Annotated in this window: 22 protein-coding genes; 9 read left to right on the top strand and 13 right to left on the bottom strand. The window is 53.1% G+C overall.

The window, feature by feature from the left end; genetic code table 11:
* The first annotated feature begins 96 nt into the window (after nt 1–96).
* A complete protein-coding gene (locus KHQ26_RS00975; RefSeq protein ID WP_002910036.1) occupies nt 97–969 on the top strand; it encodes a fructosamine kinase family protein in 873 nt (290 codons plus the stop codon).
* Between the two features lie 43 nt (nt 970–1012).
* Here the strand turns inward: KHQ26_RS00975 and tonB are convergent, their stop codons facing one another.
* On the bottom strand, nt 1013–1759 hold the full coding sequence (gene tonB, locus KHQ26_RS00970) for a TonB system transport protein TonB (protein WP_020804392.1): 747 nt from the start codon (nt 1757–1759) through the stop codon (nt 1013–1015).
* Between the two features lie 210 nt (nt 1760–1969).
* Here tonB and KHQ26_RS00965 point away from each other — a divergent pair, with 210 nt between their 5' ends.
* From KHQ26_RS00965 to KHQ26_RS00955, 3 genes are all read left to right on the top strand, one after another.
* The gene (locus KHQ26_RS00965) at nt 1970–2266 is read left to right on the top strand and encodes a YciI family protein (RefSeq protein WP_002910042.1); all 297 of its coding nucleotides are present in this window, start codon (nt 1970–1972) and stop codon (nt 2264–2266) included.
* A gap of 112 nt (nt 2267–2378) precedes the next feature.
* Nucleotides 2379–2519 carry a hypothetical protein gene (locus KHQ26_RS00960; protein WP_009485717.1) on the top strand — a complete coding sequence of 47 codons (141 nt, stop codon included), beginning with the start codon at nt 2379–2381 and terminating at the stop codon, nt 2517–2519.
* A gap of 428 nt (nt 2520–2947) precedes the next feature.
* Nucleotides 2948–3595: a YceI family protein gene (locus KHQ26_RS00955; protein WP_004148751.1), complete on the top strand. Its 648-nt coding sequence runs from the start codon at nt 2948–2950 to the stop codon at nt 3593–3595.
* Nucleotides 3596–4080: 485 nt separating this feature from the next.
* Here KHQ26_RS00955 and KHQ26_RS00950 read toward each other — a convergent pair whose 3' ends face one another.
* Complete coding sequence (locus tag KHQ26_RS00950) at nt 4081–4254, bottom strand: YciY family protein (protein WP_004194006.1); 174 nt, start codon at nt 4252–4254, stop codon at nt 4081–4083.
* 143 nt (nt 4255–4397) lie between these two features.
* Here KHQ26_RS00950 and cls point away from each other — a divergent pair, with 143 nt between their 5' ends.
* Both cls and KHQ26_RS00940 read left to right on the top strand, forming a co-directional pair.
* The gene (gene cls / locus KHQ26_RS00945; protein WP_002910077.1) at nt 4398–5858 is read left to right on the top strand and encodes a cardiolipin synthase; all 1461 of its coding nucleotides are present in this window, start codon (nt 4398–4400) and stop codon (nt 5856–5858) included.
* Nucleotides 5859–5892: 34 nt separating this feature from the next.
* On the top strand, nt 5893–6222 hold the full coding sequence (locus KHQ26_RS00940) for an HI1450 family dsDNA-mimic protein (protein ID WP_002910079.1): 330 nt from the start codon (nt 5893–5895) through the stop codon (nt 6220–6222).
* 62 nt (nt 6223–6284) lie between these two features.
* Here the strand turns inward: KHQ26_RS00940 and KHQ26_RS00935 are convergent, their stop codons facing one another.
* The 8 genes from KHQ26_RS00935 to KHQ26_RS00900 all read right to left on the bottom strand — a co-directional run bounded on the left by KHQ26_RS00935 (nt 6285) and on the right by KHQ26_RS00900 (nt 14540).
* The gene (locus KHQ26_RS00935) at nt 6285–7112 is read right to left on the bottom strand and encodes an ion transporter (protein ID WP_002910080.1); all 828 of its coding nucleotides are present in this window, start codon (nt 7110–7112) and stop codon (nt 6285–6287) included.
* A 54-nt stretch (nt 7113–7166) separates the two neighbouring features.
* Nucleotides 7167–8171, bottom strand: coding sequence for a murein tripeptide/oligopeptide ABC transporter ATP-binding protein OppF (gene oppF / locus KHQ26_RS00930; protein ID WP_002910083.1), 1005 nt, complete (start codon nt 8169–8171; stop codon nt 7167–7169).
* Nucleotides 8168–9181: an ABC transporter ATP-binding protein gene (locus KHQ26_RS00925; protein WP_004151853.1), complete on the bottom strand. Its 1014-nt coding sequence runs from the start codon at nt 9179–9181 to the stop codon at nt 8168–8170. The genes oppF and KHQ26_RS00925 overlap by 4 nt, the downstream gene beginning before the upstream one ends.
* An 11-nt stretch (nt 9182–9192) precedes the next feature.
* Nucleotides 9193–10101, bottom strand: a complete 909-nt coding sequence (oppC, locus tag KHQ26_RS00920) for an oligopeptide ABC transporter permease OppC (protein WP_004145396.1) — start codon at nt 10099–10101, stop codon at nt 9193–9195.
* A 14-nt stretch (nt 10102–10115) separates the two neighbouring features.
* Nucleotides 10116–11036 carry an oligopeptide ABC transporter permease OppB gene (gene oppB, locus KHQ26_RS00915; RefSeq protein ID WP_002910089.1) on the bottom strand — a complete coding sequence of 307 codons (921 nt, stop codon included), beginning with the start codon at nt 11034–11036 and terminating at the stop codon, nt 10116–10118.
* Between the two features lie 85 nt (nt 11037–11121).
* Nucleotides 11122–12756, bottom strand: coding sequence for an oligopeptide ABC transporter substrate-binding protein OppA (gene oppA / locus KHQ26_RS00910; protein WP_004148754.1), 1635 nt, complete (start codon nt 12754–12756; stop codon nt 11122–11124).
* 737 nt (nt 12757–13493) lie between these two features.
* The gene (locus KHQ26_RS00905) at nt 13494–14141 is read right to left on the bottom strand and encodes a YchE family NAAT transporter (protein WP_002910095.1); all 648 of its coding nucleotides are present in this window, start codon (nt 14139–14141) and stop codon (nt 13494–13496) included.
* Between the two features lie 183 nt (nt 14142–14324).
* Nucleotides 14325–14540: a hypothetical protein gene (locus KHQ26_RS00900; protein ID WP_004145398.1), complete on the bottom strand. Its 216-nt coding sequence runs from the start codon at nt 14538–14540 to the stop codon at nt 14325–14327.
* 77 nt (nt 14541–14617) lie between these two features.
* On the opposite strand from KHQ26_RS00900, the gene adhE reads away from it, so the two are divergent.
* Entirely contained in the window at nt 14618–17293 is a 2676-nt protein-coding gene (gene adhE / locus KHQ26_RS00895) for a bifunctional acetaldehyde-CoA/alcohol dehydrogenase (protein ID WP_002910097.1), read from the top strand.
* A gap of 147 nt (nt 17294–17440) precedes the next feature.
* Here the strand turns inward: adhE and tdk are convergent, their stop codons facing one another.
* On the bottom strand, nt 17441–18058 hold the full coding sequence (gene tdk, locus KHQ26_RS00890; protein WP_020476683.1) for a thymidine kinase: 618 nt from the start codon (nt 18056–18058) through the stop codon (nt 17441–17443).
* Between the two features lie 7 nt (nt 18059–18065).
* On the opposite strand from tdk, the gene KHQ26_RS00885 reads away from it, so the two are divergent.
* Together KHQ26_RS00885 and hns are read left to right on the top strand one after the other, a co-directional pair.
* Nucleotides 18066–18197: a hypothetical protein gene (locus KHQ26_RS00885; protein ID WP_032410367.1), complete on the top strand. Its 132-nt coding sequence runs from the start codon at nt 18066–18068 to the stop codon at nt 18195–18197.
* A 422-nt stretch (nt 18198–18619) separates the two neighbouring features.
* Nucleotides 18620–19027 carry a histone-like nucleoid-structuring protein H-NS gene (gene hns / locus KHQ26_RS00880; RefSeq protein WP_002910103.1) on the top strand — a complete coding sequence of 136 codons (408 nt, stop codon included), beginning with the start codon at nt 18620–18622 and terminating at the stop codon, nt 19025–19027.
* A gap of 121 nt (nt 19028–19148) precedes the next feature.
* On the opposite strand, the gene galU is transcribed toward hns, so the two are convergent.
* On the bottom strand, nt 19149–20051 hold the full coding sequence (gene galU, locus KHQ26_RS00875; RefSeq protein ID WP_004175577.1) for a UTP--glucose-1-phosphate uridylyltransferase GalU: 903 nt from the start codon (nt 20049–20051) through the stop codon (nt 19149–19151).
* Nucleotides 20052–20248: 197 nt separating this feature from the next.
* Nucleotides 20249–21262, bottom strand: coding sequence for a two-component system response regulator RssB (rssB, locus tag KHQ26_RS00870; RefSeq protein WP_004175574.1), 1014 nt, complete (start codon nt 21260–21262; stop codon nt 20249–20251).
* Nucleotides 21263–21320 lie beyond the last annotated feature (58 nt).

Below are 21320 nucleotides of genomic sequence, written 5' to 3'. Positions count from 1 at the left end.
GCGCAACGGAAAGCGTCAGTTGTGCGTCAGTTCCAGGTTTACCCGGTAGTAATGCGCTAACCTTATGATATGGTGGAAAACATGGGGAGAGACAGCATGTGGCAAGCAATCAGTACTCTTTTACGCGATTGGCATACCGAAGACGCTGAAATCGAACTGAAAACCGAGCTGCCCGGTGGAGAGATCCATTCCGCCTGGCATTTACGCTTCGGCGGGAAAGATTACTTCGTGAAATGCGACGAACGGGAACTTCTGCCTATCTTCACCGCCGAGTCCGATCAGCTGGAGCTGCTGTCGCGAAGCAAAACCGTTCGCGTACCGCAGGTCTTTGCCGTCGGCAGCGATCGCGACTATAGCTTCGTGGTCATGGAGTACCTCCCTCCCCGTCCGCTGGATGCGCACAATGCGTTTCTGCTTGGCCAGCAGCTAGCCCACCTCCATCAGTGGAGCGATCAGCCGCAGTTCGGTCTGGATTTTGATAACGATCTTTCCACCACGCCGCAGCCCAACGCCTGGCAGCGTCGCTGGTCGGTTTTTTTTGCCGAGCAGCGTATCGGCTGGCAGCTGGAGCTCGCGGCGGAGAAGGGATTGCACTTTGGCGATATCGATACCTTAGTCGATATGGTACAGCAGCGACTGGCCAACCATCAGCCGCAGCCTTCGCTGCTGCACGGGGATCTGTGGTCCGGCAACTGCGCCTTAGGGCCGGATGGCCCCTATATATTCGATCCCGCCTGCTACTGGGGCGACCGCGAGTGCGATTTAGCCATGCTGCCGATGCATCCGGAACAGCCCCCGCAAATCTATGACGGCTATCAGTCCGTTTCGCCTCTGCCGTCGGGTTTTCTCGATCGTCAGCCGATTTATCAGCTTTATACTCTGCTGAACAGAGCGATTTTGTTTGGCGGCCAGCACCTGGTAACGGCCCAGCAGGCGCTGGATGATGTATTGATGGAGAAAATGCGTTAAACAAGCTTCACGGCGGACCTTACCGGTCCGCCGCAGCGTTTTATCAGTTAATCTCGACGCCGTTCAGGCGGAATTTGATGGTCATCGTTACGCCGGTACCCGGTCTTCCCTGCTCATAACGCCATCTGCGCATCGCGCTTTTCACCTCGCGTTCGAACATATTCGCCGGCTGAGCAGAGAGGATCTGCAGATTATCAATGCGGCCATCAGGCGAAACGTCAAACTTCACCCGTACCGTCCCTTCAATGCGCAGCGCCTGAGCGCGCGCCGGATAGGACGGCTGAACGCGGCTGATCGCCCGCGGGCCGCTTGGAGCAGTAACGGTGGGTTTAGCCGCTGCTGTCGAGGTGCTTGGCGCTGTACGCGCCGGCGCCGTATTGTTGTTTTCAAACGGCGAGGCCGGACGCGGCTCTGCTGCCGGCTTCACTTCCCGCTTCGGCTGTTCAACCTTTTTCTCCGGCTTAGGCTTGGGTTTAGGTTTGGGCTTCGGCTTAGGTTCCGGTTTATGGATCACCACCGGCGCCTCTTTCGGCGGTTCAGGCACTACCTCTGGCTCCGGCTCAGGTTCGGGTTCAACAACGGGCTCCAAGACAGGCTGCGCCGCCGGAGGCGGCTCAAGATCGGCCGGCGCCACCATTGTGATCTCTATCGGCTGCGTCGGAGAAGGCTGTTCAATAACCTGATGTACCGAGGTATAAAGCAGCCCCGCCACAACGGCACCGTGGATAGCCACGGACAGCAGCGTTGGCCACGGAAAGCGGCGAGGTAAATCAAGGGTCATTGCGCTCATAGTCGTTTCTGTTGAAAAATGATGCTCCGATTTTAAATGCAAATAGCAATCATATTCAATAAGGCGTCTTAACCTGAGTCAATTTTTGCCGCCATTTGCAGAAAAAAGCTGCGTCGGCAGTGCTTTCCACTCCAGAGCGCATCTTTGCATTGCAGTCCATCGCTGTTTAACTTAACGTAATTCGCCTGATTATTGATAAGGAGCTTTGCCGTGCTTTACGTTATCTACGCTGAAGATATCGCCGATTCTCTGGAAAAGCGGCTGTCGGTTCGCCCCGCGCATCTCGCGCGTTTACAACTCTTACACGATGAAGGCCGACTGCTTACCGCCGGGCCAATGCCGGCCGTTGACAGTAACGAACCGGGCGCAGCAGGATTCAGCGGCTCAACGGTGATTGCCGAGTTTGAATCGCTGGAAGCGGCCCAGGCCTGGGCTAATGACGATCCGTATATCGCCGCCGGGGTTTACCGCCAGGTCTCAGTTAAGCCGTATAAGAAGGTTTTTTGAAAATACCCTTTCCTTTTTCTGGCTAACCACAAAAACACCCAGGTCATCAGAATGAAGGGCGCATTTTGGTACACGACATTGAAGTGTCGCCCTTTTTAACCTCGCGAAAGCGTTGACTGTTATCCGCCTGAGAAGCCTGGAAGATGAGCACGCACTTTCTCCTGCTACCCCATCATCGACCATCGCCTCGCTTTTTTCGACAATGGAAAATGCTGACAAAACATCGACGCCACGCGTGATAGTGAATTACTAATACCTTGTGTAAGGCTGTTAGGGAGGATCGCGTTGTTATTTAGCGCTTGCATTTAATGTCAGCACATCCTGATATAGCCCTATAAATCCACAGTGCAATAGAAAGAAAAAAAATAACTGAAAGATAGTTGCTTAACGACAGATATGAAAGCCTGAAAAAAATATTATTGGGCATCCACTGCGGATGCCGCGGAACCGAACGTAGCCCATCTTGCTATATTCAGGACCGTAGCCGCTTGAAAGCACTTGGAAATAACACCCCTGCATACAAAGGTTTACCTGCCTGACATAAAGGGATATTAACTACGCTGCCAGCGTTAAGTTGCTGAGCATCATTTTTAAAGCCTATTAATTTCGTTGCGTAAACTTCACGCAGAGTGATAGTAGGGGCATCACTGCTTGATTAAAAAATTTGAAAGGGAATAACAAATGTTTTCAATAAGCCCTGTATTTTTTTGGGCTAACATTTATGTACCTGCCGATTTTGAGGATTATTGTGTGAATACCCTGAAAAAAACCGCATTGCTTTCTGTACTTGCCTTATATATTCCTGTGTCGCAAGCCGCGGCTAAGGAATACAGTCTTGATCCACAGCATACCTCGGTTGTGATCTCCTGGAACCATTTCGGCTTCTCAAACCCTACCGCCTATATCTCTGATGTTTCAGGCAAACTGGCCTTTGATAAAGAGAATCCGGAGAAATCCTCGGTGAACGTCACGCTGCCAGTGAAAACCATTGACGCTCACGTCAAGGCGTTAACGGATGAGTTTTTAGGCAAAGAGTATTTTGATGTTAAAACGTTTCCCGACGCCACTTTCCAGAGTACCAAAGTGGAAAGCAAAGGCGACAATAAATATGATGTGGAAGGTAATTTGACCATTAAAGGCATCACCAAACCGGTGGTCCTGCATGCCGTCCTGAATAAGCAGGATATGCACCCAATGGTGAAAAAAGAGGCCATTGGATTTGATGCCACCGGGGTGATAAAACGTTCAGACTTTAAGCTTGATAAATATGTGCCGGCGGTAAGTGATAACGTCACCATCACGTTATCCACGGAAGCCTATGCAAAATAAGTAAAAGCTGGCGCAACGATTGCGTTTTATTCAGGATGCTTATTGCATGGCCTCTCTGGATAATATAACAGGCTCAGATTATTCATGGTCAGGATCGGTCGGTTCATTTAGCTTCAACGCGCTGGACCGCTTAATAACCCCCTTGCCTGTCTGAGTCTGTTTTCTCATTCCCTCAGTTCCCGCCTGGTTACCGCAGCTGGCCGGTCATATCATTAAGCATTTAACAACGCCATGCCCTTCCTGAGCGGCAATAAATGCTATCTGACGGTTAATTCCTGTCGCGCCGCAAACGACTTGGCTCTGGATCTTGTCGTCCGTCATTACAAGCCAGGCGTAGCATCTCTCTTTCACTGAGGCGGGAGCTCTGTTTTGTCGTCGCATCGCAGCATGAAAAACCATCATTGCCCTATGGCGATGTGCAACGGGAATTTAGCGCAGAGAGAAAACGACAACGGCACCGCGTACGGTGCCGTTTGCCTGCTCGCTTAGCTGTCAGGGAAGATAAACAGCAGGGCATGACGCTGCCGTTTCACCAGTCCCTTCCTGATAGCGAGGATCCGCATATTGCGGCGCGATTGGGCTTCCAGCCAGCGCGCTTTACGGCGATTCACCTGTCTCAGCATGCGCCAGCGCCCTACTTCCGTTCTACTACGCTTCATTGCAACGACTCTACGAGTGAAAACAGCCCCCATTATAAACCTCTGCCAGCAACTGACTACCGCTTTCGCTGCGTTTTTATTTGCCAGAAAAATACTGATGCGTAAACTCATCACATATCGTCATTCAAAAGGATTTTACATCTATGACAACCTTTTACACGGTGGTGAACTGGCTGGTCATTCTGGGGTACTGGCTGTTGATCGCCGGTGTAACATTACGAATTCTAATGAAACGCCGCGCTGTCCCGTCCGCCATGGCATGGTTGCTGATCATTTATATCCTGCCGCTGGTGGGGATCATCGCCTATCTCTCCTTTGGCGAGCTGCATCTCGGCAAGCGTCGGGCCGAGCGCGCCAGGGCGATGTGGCCCTCGACGGCCAAGTGGTTAAACGACCTCAAAGCCTGCAAACATATCTTCGCGGAAGATAACAGCCCGGTGGCCGAATCCCTGTTCAAGCTGTGCGAACGGCGTCAGGGCATTGGCGGCGTAAAAGGCAACCAGCTACAGCTGCTGACGGAATCTGACGACGTGATGCAGGCCCTGATCCGCGATATTCAGCTGGCCCGTCACAACATAGAGATGGTCTTTTATATCTGGCAGCCCGGCGGCATGGCCGACAGCGTCGCTGAATCCCTGATGGCCGCCGCTCGCCGCGGGGTTCACTGTCGGCTAATGCTCGACTCCGCGGGCAGCGTGGCCTTTTTCCGCAGCCCATGGGCGGCGATGATGCGTAACGCCGGTATTGAAGTCGTCGAAGCTCTTAAGGTTAACCTGATGCGCGTATTCCTGCGCCGGATGGACCTGCGTCAGCATCGTAAAATGGTGATGATCGATAACTATATCGCCTACACCGGCAGCATGAATATGGTCGATCCGCGCTACTTTAAACAGGACTCAGGAGTCGGACAGTGGATTGATCTGATGGCGCGAATGGAAGGCCCGGTGGCGACCTCGATGGGCATCGTCTACTCCTGCGACTGGGAAATAGAGACCGGCAAGCGCATTCTGCCGCCGCCGCCGGACGTCAATATCATGCCGTTCGAAGAGGCCAGCGGACATACTATTCACACGATCGCCTCCGGACCGGGCTTTCCGGAAGATCTGATTCATCAGGCTCTCCTCACCGCCGCCTATGCGGCGAAAGAGCATCTGATCATGACCACCCCCTACTTCGTACCCAGCGACGACCTGCTGCATGCGATCTGTACCGCCGCCCAGCGCGGCGTTGACGTGAGCATTATTTTACCGCGCAAGAACGATTCGCTGCTGGTAGGCTGGGCCAGCCGGGCCTTCTTCACCGAGCTGCTGGCGGCCGGGGTCAAAATCTATCAGTTTGAGGGCGGACTGTTGCATACCAAGAGCGTGCTGGTCGATGGCGAGCTAAGTCTTGTGGGGACCGTCAACCTGGATATGCGCAGCCTGTGGCTCAACTTCGAGATTACCCTGGTCATCGATGACGCCGGTTTCGGCAGCGATCTGGCGGCGGTTCAGGATGATTATATCTCGCGCTCGCGCCTGCTGGATGCCCGTCTCTGGTTAAAACGTCCGCTGTGGCAGCGGATCGCCGAGCGACTGTTTTACTTCTTCAGCCCGTTGCTGTAAAACGTGCCCATCAGATACCGAATGAGTAGCAATCATGGATATGGATTTAAACAACCGCCTGACCGAAGACGAAACGCTCGAGCAGGCTTACGATATCTTCCTCGAACTGGCGGCCGACAATCTCGACCCGGCGGACATCATTCTGTTTAACCTGCAGTTTGAGGAGCGCGGCGGCGCCGAACTGTTCGACCCTTCGGCAGACTGGGAAGAGCATGTGGATTACGACCTCAACCCGGATTTCTTCGCCGAAGTGGTGATTGGTCTGGCGGATACCGACGGCGGGGAAATCAATGATATCTTCGCCCGCGTTCTGCTGTGCCGCGAGAAAGATCATAAGCTGTGCCATATTCTGTGGCGTGAATAACCTTTAACATCCAGTAAAAAGCCTGCCGCGGTTCTCCCGGCAGGCTTTTTTATGTCGCCAGCTTACTTCGGCAAGGCATGACCGCAGGCATGGCAGAAACGGGCGTTATCGTCATGGTCGCCCTGCTGACACTGCGGACACAGGCGCTGCTGTCGTCGACGATTCAGGGCGCTGGTCATATGCGTGGTGATAAGTCCGGTCGGTATGGCAATAATGGAGTAGCCGATCAGGATAAGAATGGAGGCCAGGATGCGACCCAACGGCGTGTGCGGCGTGATGTCTCCGTAGCCGACGGTGGTGATGGTCACGATGGCCCAATAGACCGAGGCGTTAAGCGTGGTAAAGCCGTATTCCGGCCCCTCAATCAGATACATTAACGAGCCGAAAATCACCATCACAATGGCGATAAACGAATAAAACAGGATCAGCTGATGGCGCGCGCTGACAATCGCTCGCCAGAACACGTTGAGCGAAGGCATAAAGCGCAGTAGTTTGAGAATACGCAGCGCGCGGATCGCCCGCATTGCCCGCCAGGCGAATACATAATTGAGGCTAATTTCCGGCCATAGCCACATCACATACAGCGGTAAAATCGTCGCCAGGTCAATCAGCCCCCAAAAGCTGAAAATATAGTGGAGCGGATTGGGCCAGGTAGCGATACGCAGCAGGTATTCCAGGGTAAAGACCGCGGTCACCAGCAGCTCCAGCCAGACGAAAATATGCCATTCATCTAATGTCAGGTGATATTGCGTGCCCAGTCCCGACTCGATAAATATCACCAGTACGCTGAGCAGGGCGAAAAGTCCGCACAGCCCTTCAAAGCGGCGGCCGGAACGTCGGTTCTGATCGAAAAGTAAATGATAAAGCCGCAGACGAGCGGCAGAAAGCATACCCACTTCGTTAACCTCGCAAAAAAAAGGGCTGACCTGCGTCAGCCCCTGAGATTATAACGGGTCTACCTTAAGGCAGGAAACCGCATGGCGGAAACTGCCTTCCAGCACCGGGCGGGTTTTGGCGCACTCCGGTCCGGCAAGCGGACAGCGGGTGCGGAATACGCAGCCTGAGGGCGGATTAATCGGCGAGGGTAATTCGCCTTCCAGCAGTTGGATAGTTTTCGTTTTCTCGAGATCAGGATCGGGGATCGGCACCGCCGACATCAGCGCTTTGGTATAGGGATGCAGCGGATTATGGTACACCTCGTCGTAAGTCCCCAGCTCCACCGCATGGCCCAGATACATTACCAGAACCCGATCGGAGATATGCTTAACCACCGCCAGATCGTGAGCGATAAATATCAGCGATAGCCCCATCTCACGCTGCAGTTGCTGCAGCAGGTTGACGACCTGCGCCTGAATCGACACGTCAAGCGCGGAGACCGGCTCATCGCAGATAATCAGCTTTGGCTCAAGGATCAGCGCCCGCGCGATGCCGATACGCTGACACTGACCGCCGGAGAACTCGTGCGGATAGCGGTTGATCAGGTTGGGCAGCAACCCAACTTTCATCATCATCGCTTTGACGCGATCGCGCACTTCCTGACGGGGCATCTTCGGATGATAGGTACGCAGCGGTTCGGCGATAATTTCTCCGATGGTCATGCGCGGGTTCAGCGAGGCCAGCGGATCCTGGAAGATCATCTGGATATCGCTGCGCACGTCGCGCCACTCTTCCTGCTTCATGCCCAGCAGATCTTTACCCAGCCAGGCCACTTTGCCATCGGTCGCTTTCACCAGACCAATAATGGCGCGGGCGAAGGTCGATTTGCCGCAGCCCGACTCCCCTACCACACCGAGGGTTTCCCCCTCGTATAGGCGCAGCGTCACGCCATCCACCGCTTTCAGCGTTTTCGACGGCTGCCAGAACCACTGCTTGCCATCTTTGATATCGAAGTGCACCTTCAGGTCGGCAATTTCGAGCAGGACTTTTCGTTGTTCAGTTACGGCGTTCATAGCAGATCCCCCACCGGTTTAAAGCAGGCGCGCAGGCGGCCTGGCGCGAACGATTCCAGCGGCGGCGCGCTGCTGCACTGCTCCATGGCATGCGGGCAGCGCGGCTGGAATGGACAGCCTTTCGGCAATCGCAGCAGGTTCGGTGGGTTGCCGGGAATGGTCAACAACGCATCGCCTTCCGCATCCAGACGTGGAACCGCATTCAACAGCCCAATAGAGTATGGGTGCGACGGTTGATAGAAGACATCGCGCGCCTGACCGTACTCCATGGTGCGCCCGGCGTACATCACCAGCACTTTATCGCAGATCCCTGCCACCACCCCAAGGTCGTGGGTGATCATGATAATGGCCGTGTTGAATTCGCGTTTAAGCTCATTCAACAGCGTCATGATCTGCGCCTGCACGGTAACGTCCAGGGCAGTGGTCGGTTCATCCGCAATCAGCAGCCGGGGCCGGCACAGCAGCGCCATGGCAATCATCACGCGCTGACGCATGCCCCCGGAGAACTCGTGCGGGAACATTTTCATGCGCTTACGCGCTTCCGGCATTTTTACCGCGTCGAGCATCTTCACCGACTCTTCAAACGCTTCAGCTTTACTCAGCCCTTTATGCAGCATCAGGACTTCCATTAACTGCTCGCCCACCCGCATATAGGGATTAAGAGAGGTCATCGGATCCTGGAAAATCATTGAGATTTGTTCAGCGCGCAGTTTGTTCAGCTCACGCTCGGGCAAATTGAGGATTTGCCGACCGTTAAAGGTGGCGGAACCCCCGATGCGACCGTTGGCCGCCAGCAGTCCCATCAGGGCGAAGGCGGTTTGCGATTTACCGGAGCCGGATTCGCCCACAATGCCGAGCGTCTCGCCCGCCTGCAGGGTGAAGTTCAGATCATTGACGGCGGTGACGTCGCCATCCGGCGTTTTAAAGGTGACGCGAAGATCTTTCACGTCCAGCAGTAGTCCGCTGTGGCTCTGCGCTTGCGGCGCTTTTGCCGTTTCAATCATGGTCATGGCAGCGCTCCTTAGCGGTCTTTCGGGTCGAGGGCATCACGCAGACCATCGCCGATAAAGTTGAAACAGAACAGGGTCACCACCAGGAAACCCGCCGGGAACAACAGTAGCCAGGGCGAAACTTCCATTGAGTTGGCGCCATCGCTGAGCAATGCCCCCCAGCTGCTGAGCGGCTCCTGCGTCCCCAGTCCCAGGAAACTGAGGAAGGATTCGAAGAGGATCATGCTGGGGACCAGCAGCGAGGCATACACCACCACCACCCCCAGCACGTTGGGGACGATATGGCGCAGCACGATGCTCGCCGTCGAGACCCCGCCGACCTGCGCGGCTTCGATAAACTCTTTGCGCTTCAGGCTCAGCGTCTGCCCGCGCACGATACGCGCCATATCCAGCCAGGACACCATGCCGATGGCGACAAAGATCAGCAGGATATTCTGACCAAAAAAGGTCACCAGCAGGATGACGAAGAACATAAACGGGAAGGAGTTGAGGATCTCCAGCAGACGCATCATCACCGAATCCACTTTGCCGCCGAGATAACCGGAGAGCGAACCGTACAGCGTGCCGAGGATCACCGCCACCAGCGCCGCCGCCACCCCGACCATCAGCGAAATTCGCCCGCCGATCGCTACGCGCACCAGCAGGTCGCGCCCGGAGGAGTCGGTTCCGAAGTAGTGGCCGGAGGCCATATCCGGGGCATTGGACATCATGCCCCAGTCGGTATCGAAGTAGGAGAACGACGACACCATCGGCGCGAAGGTAACGAACAGCGCAATAAGCACCAGCATAATCAGGCTGGTCACCGCGGCGCGGTTATGCATAAAGCGGCGACGCGCGTCCTGCCAGAGGCTACGCCCCTCCACTTCCAGCTTCTCACTGAAGTTTTCCAGCGCCTCGCTATTTTTCTTACTTAACATCATGGCGAACTCCGGCTTCAGTAGCGAATCTTCGGATCGATAACGGCGTACAGCACGTCAACGATGGCGTTGAACAGGATAGTCAGGGCGCCAACGAGGATCGTCAGGCTGAGCACCAGCGAGTAGTCGCGGTTAAGCGCCCCGTTAACGAACAGCTGGCCGATCCCCGGCAGGCCGTAAATGGTTTCAATGACCATTGAGCCGGTGATGATGCCCACGAAAGCTGGCCCCATATAGGAGAGCACCGGCAGCAGCGCCGGCTTCAGCGCATGGCGCAGAATAATGCGACGCATCGGCAGCCCCTTCGCCCGCGCGGTGCGGATAAAGTTAGAGTGCAGCACTTCAATCATTGAGCCGCGAGTAATACGCGCGATGCTGGCGATATAGGCCAGGGAAAGCGCCACCATCGGCAGGATCATAAATTTCAGCGCCCCGCCGTTCCAGCCGCCGCCCGGCAGCCAGTGCAGGGTAATGGCAAAGATCATCACCAGCAGCGGCGCGACCACAAAGCTCGGAATAACCACGCCGGTCATGGCTACCCCCATCACCGCGTAGTCCCAGCGGGTATTTTGCTTCAGGGCGGCTATCACCCCGGCGGCAACGCCGATCACCACCGCCAGTAAAAAGGCGGCGAAGCCCAGTTTCGCTGAAACCGGGAAGCTGGCGGCCACCAGATCGTTGACGGAATAATCTTTGTATTTAAAAGAGGGACCAAAATCGCCATGCGCCAGCTGCTTCAGATAATTGAAGTACTGCGTCATGATAGGGTCGTTTAAATGGTATTTTGCTTCAATATTCGCCATGACTTCCGGCGGTAGCGTGCGTTCCCCGGTAAAAGGACTTCCCGGCGCCAGACGCATCATGAAGAATGAGATGGTGATAAGAATAAATAGCGTCGGAATCGCTTCCAGACAGCGACGTAAGATAAATTTTAACATTGCCCGTACCTTCTGGCGTGTGCCTTTGCACTGCTCTCAAATAAGACACGATGGAGCGAGCCGAGACCCGCTCCACGTATTGCCATTAATGTTTGATAACGTAGAGGTCTTTGGTATAGACGTTATCCATCGGGTCTTTACCGGTATAGCCACCGACCCACGGTTTCACCAGGCGGGCGTTAACGTAGTAATAGACCGGTACGATCGCGCTGTCTTTGTCCAGCTGCTGCTCTGCTTTCGCATAGGCCGCCGTGCGCTGCGCTTCATCGGATGCTTTTACGGATTCAGCCATAATCTTGTCGAACGCCGGGCTCTTATAGTGCGCGGTGTTCATTGAACTGTCAGAGAGCATGGTGTTCAGGAAAGAGGTTGGCTCGTTATAGTCGGCGCACCAGCCCGCACGCGCCACGTCATAGGTGCCCTGATGACGGGTATCGAGGAACGTTTTCCACTCCTGGTTGACCAGCTTCACGTCAATGCCCAGGTTTTTACGCCACAGCGAGGCGGCGGCAATTGCCAGCTTCTTGTGCAAATCAGAGGTGTTATACAGCAGGTTGAAGGTCAACGGTTTATCGGCGCTATAGCCGGCTTCGGCCAGCAGTTTCTTCGCTTCTTCGTTGCGTTTTTCCTGCGACCAGGTAAACCATTCCGGCTCGCTCAGCTTCGCGCCATCGGTATACGGTGGGGTGTAGCCGTAGGCCGGCAGATCGCCCTGTCCTTTCACCTTATTAGCAATAATATCGCGATCCAGACCCAGCTTCAGCGCGGTACGCACGCGCACGTCGGTGAACGGGGCCTTCTGGTTGTTGATTTCGTAATAATAGGTACACAGATAGGGGTCAACGTGCAGCTCGTTGGGGATCTCTTTTTTCAGCTTCTGGAAGAGTTCGATCGGCAGCTGGTTATAAGTCATGTCCAGTTCACCGCTGCGGTAGCGGTTAACATAGGTCACTTCGGAAGAGGTCGGCAGCCAGGTAACGGTGTTAATGACGGTTTTAGCATTATCCCAATAGTGCGGGTTACGCTCCATCACGATCCGCTCGTTGACCACCCAGTCTTTCAGAGTATACGCGCCGTTGGTAACGATATTGCCAGGCTGCGTCCACTTTTCGCCAAATTTTTCGATGGCCGGTTTGTAGACGGGAGACATCGCCGGGTTAACCAGCAGTTTATAAAAATAGGGTACCGGTTCGCTGAGGGTGACTTCCAGCGTGTGGTCGTCAATGGCTTTTACGCCCAGCTCGCTCGGCGCTTTCTTGCCGTCAATGATTTCGTCGACGTTAACGATATGACCATATTGCGGATAGCTGGCATAAGGAGACGCGGTTTTCGGATCCACCAGACGCTGCCAGCTGTATACGAAGTCCTGGGCGGTAACCGGCTCGCCGTTAGACCATTTTGCATCTTTACGCAGATGGAAGGTCCAGACTTTAAAATCTTTATTATCCCAGCTCTCCGCCACGCCAGGGATCGGGTGGCCATCTTTCGGCGAAGTATTCAGCAAACCTTCGAACAGGTCGCGGCTAATATTGGCCTCTGGCACCCCTTCGATTTTATTTGGGTCCAGCGATTGCGGCTCGGCGCCGCTATTACGTACCAGGGTTTGCTTCTCTGCCAGCTGCACACCAGCCGGGACATCCGCTGCCATTGCCATATTGCCGGCGATCAGTGCGGATAGCACTCCCGCGGCGATTAAACGCTTTTTAGTGATGATGGTCATTGTGTTGTAACTCCAGTCATTATAATTACTGGTTTTTTAACCAGCCTGTTTTTCCCGTTTTCGGGTTCTGTCCAACGCAGGAGTTTGCGATTGGCAGATTGCTATCACCGACTTATTTATTACGACCGCTCGAACGGCAGTCTTAACGTCGATTCGTTGCCCTCGCTGGAGGGTCGTTCTGGCGAAATGAGTTAATTAAAAATAATTCTCATTTGCGTACATAATTCAGCAGACGATAACGGCGGAAAGTACCAAAAGGTAAACACCTCCGCCAATGCAATTTGCAAATATGTTACCGAATTCTCTTTTATTGCCGGTTTTGCCAGCGTGACAAGCGTTTGCCATAAAACGTCGATGTAAAAATATTATTATTTATCAGAGCATTACGATAATTTCATCAGCCGACATTCAGAGCAGCGACCACAAGATGGTTTTTTGTACAAAAATTTAACAATAGATTACTTTTTAGCACATTCATCTGCCGCCTTGTTAAAATTACTAATATCATTTCGATGATCCGACAGCAAGTACCAGAGAATGATGTGAGGAAAATAACATCACAGGAGTGGGAGGCGTGAGGAGAATGTTAAGAGAAATATTTCATATCTTAATGAAAAATATGAAATTAATAGCGATATCGCAAAATATTATCCCTACCGCCAGTTCCGCGTTGGCTAATAGGTTTTGCTAATAATCGCGCAGGCGTGAAGCGAGACTCCCCGCCTGCTGGCGACGAACTAACTCAGCAGCCCTGGGAAAAGCGCTTTAATCCCGGTCACAATAAACTCAATGCCGAGAGCCATCAGCAACAGGCCCATAATACGGGTGATGACGTTGATTCCCGTCTGCCCCAGCAAACGGACCAGCCACGGCGCCATACGGAAAATCCCCCAGCAGCAGAGGGCAAATACCGCTATCGCCAGTGAGAACCCGACCAGATGCACCCAGGAGTGGTACCGGGTCCCCCAGACGATAGTTGAACTGATTGCCCCTGGCCCGGCCATTAATGGTAGCGCGAGAGGAACGACGCCGATGCTCTCCCGGACCGCCGTCTCCGACTTTTCCTGCTTGTTCTGCTTATCTTCGCCGAGCTTACCGCTGATCATCGACATCGCGATGGTCACCACCAGGATGCCGCCGGCGATACGGAAGGAGTCAATGGAGATACCGAAAATCTGCAGAATGCCATCGCCGAGGAACAGCGACGTCAGGAGGATGATCGCCACCGACAGGTTGGCGGTGAGGTTGGTCTTATTACGCACCGCAGCCGGCTGATAGCTGGTCATACTGATGAATACCGGAATAATGCCAACCGGGTTAACCAGGGCAAATAAGCCGATGAAAAACTTGAAATATGCAGAAAAATCGAACAGTGATTGAGTCACATTGGGCTCCGCAGCATCATCAAAATTGGCGGTTGACTGTTAACAGCATAAAATAACTGCGCGAAACATACGCTTTTTACCTGCAATATTCATTATAAATATGCATAACCCGGTGATATGTATCGAATGTTAGCCATTTGTATATTTAATGCTAATCGTTTTTTTAATTTCAAAACCCTCCCATCACACTTGATCGAACCGGTCAAAAAGCAGCCAGCTGAAAGGTATCAGCAGCGACAATACTTGATCTAAATCACGTAATTTGTACTCAGAAGTGAGTAATCTTGATGACACCAACAGAGTGGAAGGCAGCAGTACCTGAAAGCGAAAGAGATAAAGCTTTTTTAGTAAATCGGTGAAACAGCGCCCTGATTTTTCTACATAAACATTTACATGCAAGCTGTTAACGGCCTGTCTATAATGTCGAATCGAGCGACTGATTTACTAAAAAAGTTTAACATTATCAGGAGAGCATTATGGCTGTTACTAATATCGCTGAACTGAACGCGCTTGTTGAGCGTGTCAAGAAAGCCCAGCGTGAATATGCCAGTTTCACTCAAGAACAAGTCGACAAAATCTTCCGCGCCGCCGCTCTGGCCGCTGCAGATGCTCGAATCCCTCTCGCCAAAATGGCCGTAGCCGAATCCGGCATGGGCATCGTTGAAGACAAAGTGATCAAAAACCACTTTGCTTCCGAATACATTTACAACGCTTATAAAGACGAAAAAACCTGTGGCGTTCTGTCAGAAGACGACACCTTTGGCACCATCACTATTGCTGAGCCTATCGGCATCATCTGCGGTATCGTACCGACCACTAACCCGACTTCAACAGCCATTTTCAAATCGCTCATCAGTCTGAAAACGCGTAACGCCATCATTTTCTCTCCGCACCCGCGTGCAAAAGAAGCCACCAACAAAGCGGCTGATATCGTGCTGCAGGCTGCCATCGCGGCCGGCGCGCCGAAGGACCTGATTGGCTGGATCGATCAGCCGTCTGTAGAACTGTCTAACGCGCTGATGCATCACCCGGACATCAACCTGATCCTGGCGACCGGTGGCCCAGGCATGGTGAAAGCAGCGTACAGCTCCGGTAAACCTGCTATCGGCGTCGGCGCCGGTAACACCCCGGTAGTCATTGATGAAACCGCCGACATCAAACGTGCCGTAGCGTCCGTACTGATGTCTAAAACCTTCGATAACGGCGTGATCTGTGCTTCTGAGCAGTCCGTTGTGGTGGTTGATTCAGTCTATGACGCGGTTCGCGAACGTTTCGCCAGCCACGGCGGCTACCTGCTGCAGGGTAAAGAGCTGAAAGCCGTTCAGGACATTATCCTGAAAAATGGCGCGCTGAACGCGGCTATCGTTGGTCAGCCAGCGGCCAAAATCGCTGAACTGGCAGGCTTCACCGTGCCGGCCACCACCAAAATTCTGATTGGTGAAGTGACCAACGTTGACGAGAGCGAGCCGTTTGCTCACGAAAAACTGTCTCCGACGCTGGCTATGTACCGTGCAAAAGATTTCGAAGACGCGGTAGCCAAAGCAGAAAAACTGGTCGCCATGGGCGGTATCGGTCACACCTCTTGCCTGTACACCGACCAGGACAACCAGCCGGCTCGCGTGGCTTACTTCGGCCAAATGATGAAAACCGCGCGTATCCTGATCAACACCCCGGCTTCTCAGGGTGGTATCGGTGACCTGTACAACTTCAAACTCGCGCCTTCCCTGACTCTGGGTTGTGGTTCCTGGGGTGGTAACTCCATCTCTGAAAACGTTGGTCCGAAACACCTGATCAACAAGAAAACCGTTGCTAAGCGAGCTGAAAACATGTTGTGGCACAAACTTCCGAAATCTATCTACTTCCGTCGTGGCTCCCTGCCAATCGCACTGGATGAAGTGATTACCGATGGTCACAAACGCGCGCTGATCGTGACTGACCGCTTCCTGTTCAACAACGGCTATGCCGATCAGATCACTTCCGTACTGAAAGCAGCGGGTGTTGAAACGGAAGTCTTCTTCGAAGTTGAAGCTGACCCGACGCTGACCATCGTACGTAAAGGTGCCGACCTGGCGAACTCCTTTAAACCAGACGTGATCATCGCCCTGGGCGGCGGTTCCCCGATGGATGCGGCGAAAATCATGTGGGTCATGTACGAACATCCGGAAACCCACTTCGAAGAACTGGCGCTGCGCTTTATGGATATCCGTAAACGTATCTACAAGTTCCCGAAAATGGGCGTCAAAGCCAAGATGGTGGCGATCACTACCACTTCCGGTACCGGTTCTGAAGTTACGCCGTTCGCCGTGGTGACCGATGACGCGACCGGTCAGAAATACCCGCTGGCAGACTACGCGCTGACCCCGGATATGGCCATTGTCGATGCCAACCTGGTGATGGATATGCCGAAATCGCTGTGTGCGTTCGGTGGTCTGGATGCGGTGACTCACGCCCTGGAAGCTTACGTTTCCGTACTGGCTTCTGAGTTCTCTGACGGCCAGGCGCTGCAGGCGCTGAAACTGCTGAAAGAGTACCTGCCGGCTTCCTATCACGAAGGTTCCAAGAACCCGGTTGCCCGTGAGCGCGTACACAGTGCCGCGACTATCGCCGGTATCGCGTTCGCTAACGCCTTCCTCGGCGTGTGTCACTCGATGGCGCACAAACTGGGCTCCCAGTTCCATATTCCGCACGGTCTGGCCAACGCCCTGCTGATCTGCAACGTTATCCGCTATAACGCGAATGACAACCCGACCAAGCAGACCGCGTTCAGCCAGTACGACCGTCCGCAGGCTCGTCGTCGTTACGCTGAAATCGCCGATCACCTGGGCCTCTCCGCACCAGGCGACCGCACCGCAGCGAAAATCGAGAAACTGCTGGCATGGCTGGAAAGCATTAAAGCTGAGCTGGGTATTCCGAAATCTATCCGCGAAGCTGGCGTTCAGGAAGCTGACTTCCTGGCCCACGTTGATAAACTGTCTGAAGATGCATTCGATGACCAGTGCACCGGCGCTAACCCGCGCTACCCGCTGATCTCCGAACTGAAACAGATCCTGCTGGATACCTACTACGGCCGCGAATTCGTCGAAGGCGAAGCCGGTGCGAAAGCCGAAGTTGCTCCGGTAAAGGCTGAGAAAAAAGCGAAAAAATCCGCTTAACCAACAGCGATAGCATCGCGACAAGCCCCGTCACCTGACGGGGCTTTTTTTATCCCCGCTATCAGCCATTCTTTATCGCCAGCTACGCCAACCTATAGCAGACATTAAAAAGGCGCCCACAGGCGCCTGTACGAGCTTCTGAGGGTATCAGCAGGGACAGTGCTGGTTTTGTACCTTGGTTAACGAACCGACGCTCAGCGCCTCTTTATAATGCTTACGGCAGACCGATACGTACCGCTCATTACCGCCGATGACGACCTGCTCACCCTCATTATAAGGACGCCCCTCCTGATCGAGGCGCAATACCATGCTGGCCTTGCGGCCGCAGAAGCAGATCGTTTTCAGCTCAACCAGCTTATCTGACCAGGCCAGTAAATACTGGCTGCCGGTAAAGAGCTCACCGCGAAAGTCCGTCCGCAACCCATAGCAAAGCACCGGAATATCCAGCGTATCGACAACTTCGGACAGCTCATGAACCTGTTCACGCGTCAGAAACTGGCTTTCATCCACCAGCACGCAGTGAATCGGCTTTAGCTGGTGCTCCGCCGCAATATCGTCAAATAACGAGGTCTGTGGATTATACAATCGGGCCGGCGAGGAGAGCCCGATACGTGAACTGACTTTTCCGGCGCCAAAGCGGTCATCAATCTCAGCGGTATAAACGACGGTACGCATCCCCCGCTCCTGGTAATTGTACGAAGATTGCAACAGAGCGGTCGACTTACCTGCATTCATTGCAGAGTAGTAGAAATAAAGTTGTGCCATCGGCTGCGTGACCCCAATCAAAGTGTTTTATCGCGGCGACGATTGTACCATATTTTATGCGCGCAGCCGCGCTTTCAGCAGGGGTATTGTCGCGAAGCTGAAGGGCCTGCAAACCGAAAGGATTAAGAAGAGGAATTGAATTTTCAGGGCCACTATTTGTACGCCCCGTTACGCTACTGGCGCGGTAACCATTGTCTTTTCGTGCTTATAGACCGGTTGCCCATGGGCTATAAGCAGGGCTGCCGGTTGTTTTATATTAAGCCTTGTAACCAAAAATGCGCTAATACTGACGAGGGTTATTTACCCATGTAAAGGATCATTTCTCTCACTGAACCTCTCAAAAAGCATACCGTCTCAATGTTTTAGCTTGCCTTCGCCTCATCGCTATAAGCGATGAAAGATGTGAAGCGGCACGGGAATTTTAACTTAAATTAATTAATTCTCGCGACAAATAACCAGTAATTTTGAATTCCTTACATTCCCCCCTATTGCACAACGCATTTTATCGCTCTATTATTAGTTCAACAAACCACCCCACAATATAAGTTTGAGATTACTACAATGAGCGAAGCACTTAAAATTTTGAACAACATCCGTACTCTTCGTGCGCAGGCAAGAGAATGCACCCTGGAAACGCTCGAAGAAATGCTGGAAAAATTAGAAGTCGTCGTTAACGAGCGCCGTGAAGAAGAAAACGCTGCCGCGGCAGAAATTGAAGAGCGTACGCGTAAGCTGCAGCAATACCGTGAAATGCTGATTGCTGACGGTATTGATCCGAATGAACTGCTGAGCACCATGGCTGCCGTTAAAGCCGGTACCAAAACCAAGCGTGCTGCACGTCCGGCTAAATATAGCTATGTTGACGAAAATGGTGAAACCAAAACCTGGACCGGTCAGGGCCGTACCCCGGCTGTGATCAAAAAAGCAATGGATGAGCAAGGTAAATCACTGGACGATTTCCTGATCTAATCTCCGTTGATCGCTATAAAAAATCCCGCTGCGGCGGGATTTTTTTTGCCCTCAGGGCCGATATAAAAAAACCGGGAGTCGCAGATGCGCTCCCGGTTTGTACTTTCAACCGCGCGGCGGATTACTTCGCTACCGCCGTTTCCAGCCAGGCTTTAAAATCGTCGCCCAGCGTTTTGTGACGAATACCATATTCGACAAACGCCTGCATGTAGCCAAGCTTATTACCGCAGTCATGGCTCTTGCCTTTCATATGATAAGCTTCAACCGTTTCTTTCTCGATCAGCATATCAATGGCGTCAGTCAGCTGAATTTCATCACCAGCGCCCGGAGGGGTTTTCGCCAGCAGCGGCCAGATATCGGCGCTGAGGACATAACGCCCCACCACCGCCAGGTTGGACGGCGCAACGTCAGCTTTTGGCTTCTCAACCACGCCCACCATCGGTACGCTTTCGCCCGGCTTCAGGGATTCGCCTTTGCAGTCAACCACGCCATAAGCGGTTACGTCTTCGACAGGTTCAACCATAATCTGGCTGGCGCCAGTCTCATCGAAGCGAGAGATCATCTCAGCGAGGTTATCGCGGCTCAGATCGGATTCATATTCATCCAGAATAACGTCTGGCAGAATAACCGCGACCGGCTCATCTCCCACTACCGGATGGGCGCACAGCACCGCGTGACCCAGACCTTTCGCCAGGCCCTGACGAACTTGCATAATAGTCACGTGCGGCGGGCAAATAGACTGCACTTCTTCCAGCAGCTGGCGTTTTACACGTTTTTCCAGCATCGCTTCCAGCTCAAAACTGGTATCGAAATGGTTTTCGATAGAGTTTTTCGACGAGTGCGTTACCAGAACAATTTCAGTAATTCCTGCAGCGATACATTCATTAACAACGTACTGAATTAACGGCTTATCTACCAGCGGCAGCATTTCTTTTGGAATCGCTTTGGTGGCCGGCAGCATCCTGGTGCCTAATCCCGCAACCGGGATAACCGCTTTTGTGACTTTAGAATTAAGGGCAGCCATTGAAATCTCCTGGACTGTTTGTTTTTTAAACTTCTCGTTACAAATAACGTGTCGAGTATATCAGTCAACCGCGTATTTACTGGTCTGAAAAGCTGCCGATAGCCTCGAATTAGGACTTTTACGCATAAAACTGCTCGATGTTACCACCGCTAAAGGGCAAGAGGTAATCCCGTCTGCTTAGATATAAACGCAATTGCTCATTCCGCAGACAACATTAAGCGTAAACGACCGCCAGCCCCCCAAATTTGGCACTGCCACGAGGTGCAGCGTTGGCTAATTTGGTTAAGATAAGCATCACCCAGCGTCCCCAAAGGAACGCCATTACTAATCTGAATTTGATGCTCCCCTGTATTCAGCGTGCCATTAAGTCCCGCTGACACCAGAATTAAATTTTTCAGCCCGCTGTGGTAATACCCTACTAACAGAGGGAACTGGCCCGGAAGATTTGCCTGACGCAGCAGTTGATTCACCTGTTTTAACAAACTTCCCATTTCTGGTAGCCGTTGTCCCTGGTGCGCCAGTTGCTCCTGCAGCAGACCATTAAACAACGCGCGCAGCAATAATGCTGCCAACACGCCATTATCGCCTGCGCGTGTGACATCCAGACAATAGAAAGCCAAATCATTTTCCGAAAGCGGCGCGATATCGAGTACCAGACCGGGCTTGTCTGCCGACACCAGTTGTCGATAATGAACGCGGCAGTGCGACATTTCCTGTTGCACCGGCGGCTGTAATTCCTGCAATAGTCTTGAAGCGGCGATGGGATTACTGACCAGCGCATCCCAGTCCTCAAATAAACGCTCTTCCTCTTCCACGCGCGAACTGAACATCGCGGGATAGAGACAGGCGTAAACGGTCTCGCGCAGGCGATCGAAATCTTTTACTGGCTTTAACAGCACGTCCTGGACGCCAAGTCGCAACGCTTTAGCTATATCCGCCATGTTTTCGGTGGCGGAGATCATCAGGATCGGTAACTGTTCGCCGCGGTTACGCAGCGTTTCCACCAGCTCCAGACCGTTCATTCTCGGCATAGAAATGTCGCAAATCATCAGGTCCGGATGCACCTCCGTCATTTTATGCAGGGCATCCTTGCCATCTTCCGCCTGGAAGGTTGTTGCTCCCAGCGAGGTCAGCCATCCATGCAAGAGTGAGCGGAAAACGGGTTCGTCTTCAACTATCAGAATCTGTTTTCCCGCCAATGGCTGCGTCATGATATCTCCCCTGGCTGACGATAATTCAATAGTGGCACGCTATTCTCACTATCGCCTG

The organism is Klebsiella sp. 10, assembly GCF_018223925.1.
GTDB classification, from domain to species: Bacteria; Pseudomonadota; Gammaproteobacteria; order Enterobacterales; family Enterobacteriaceae; genus Klebsiella; species Klebsiella pneumoniae.
The sequence above is the reverse complement of the archived record's forward strand: the minus strand, read 5'-3'. Positions and strand labels throughout refer to the sequence as shown.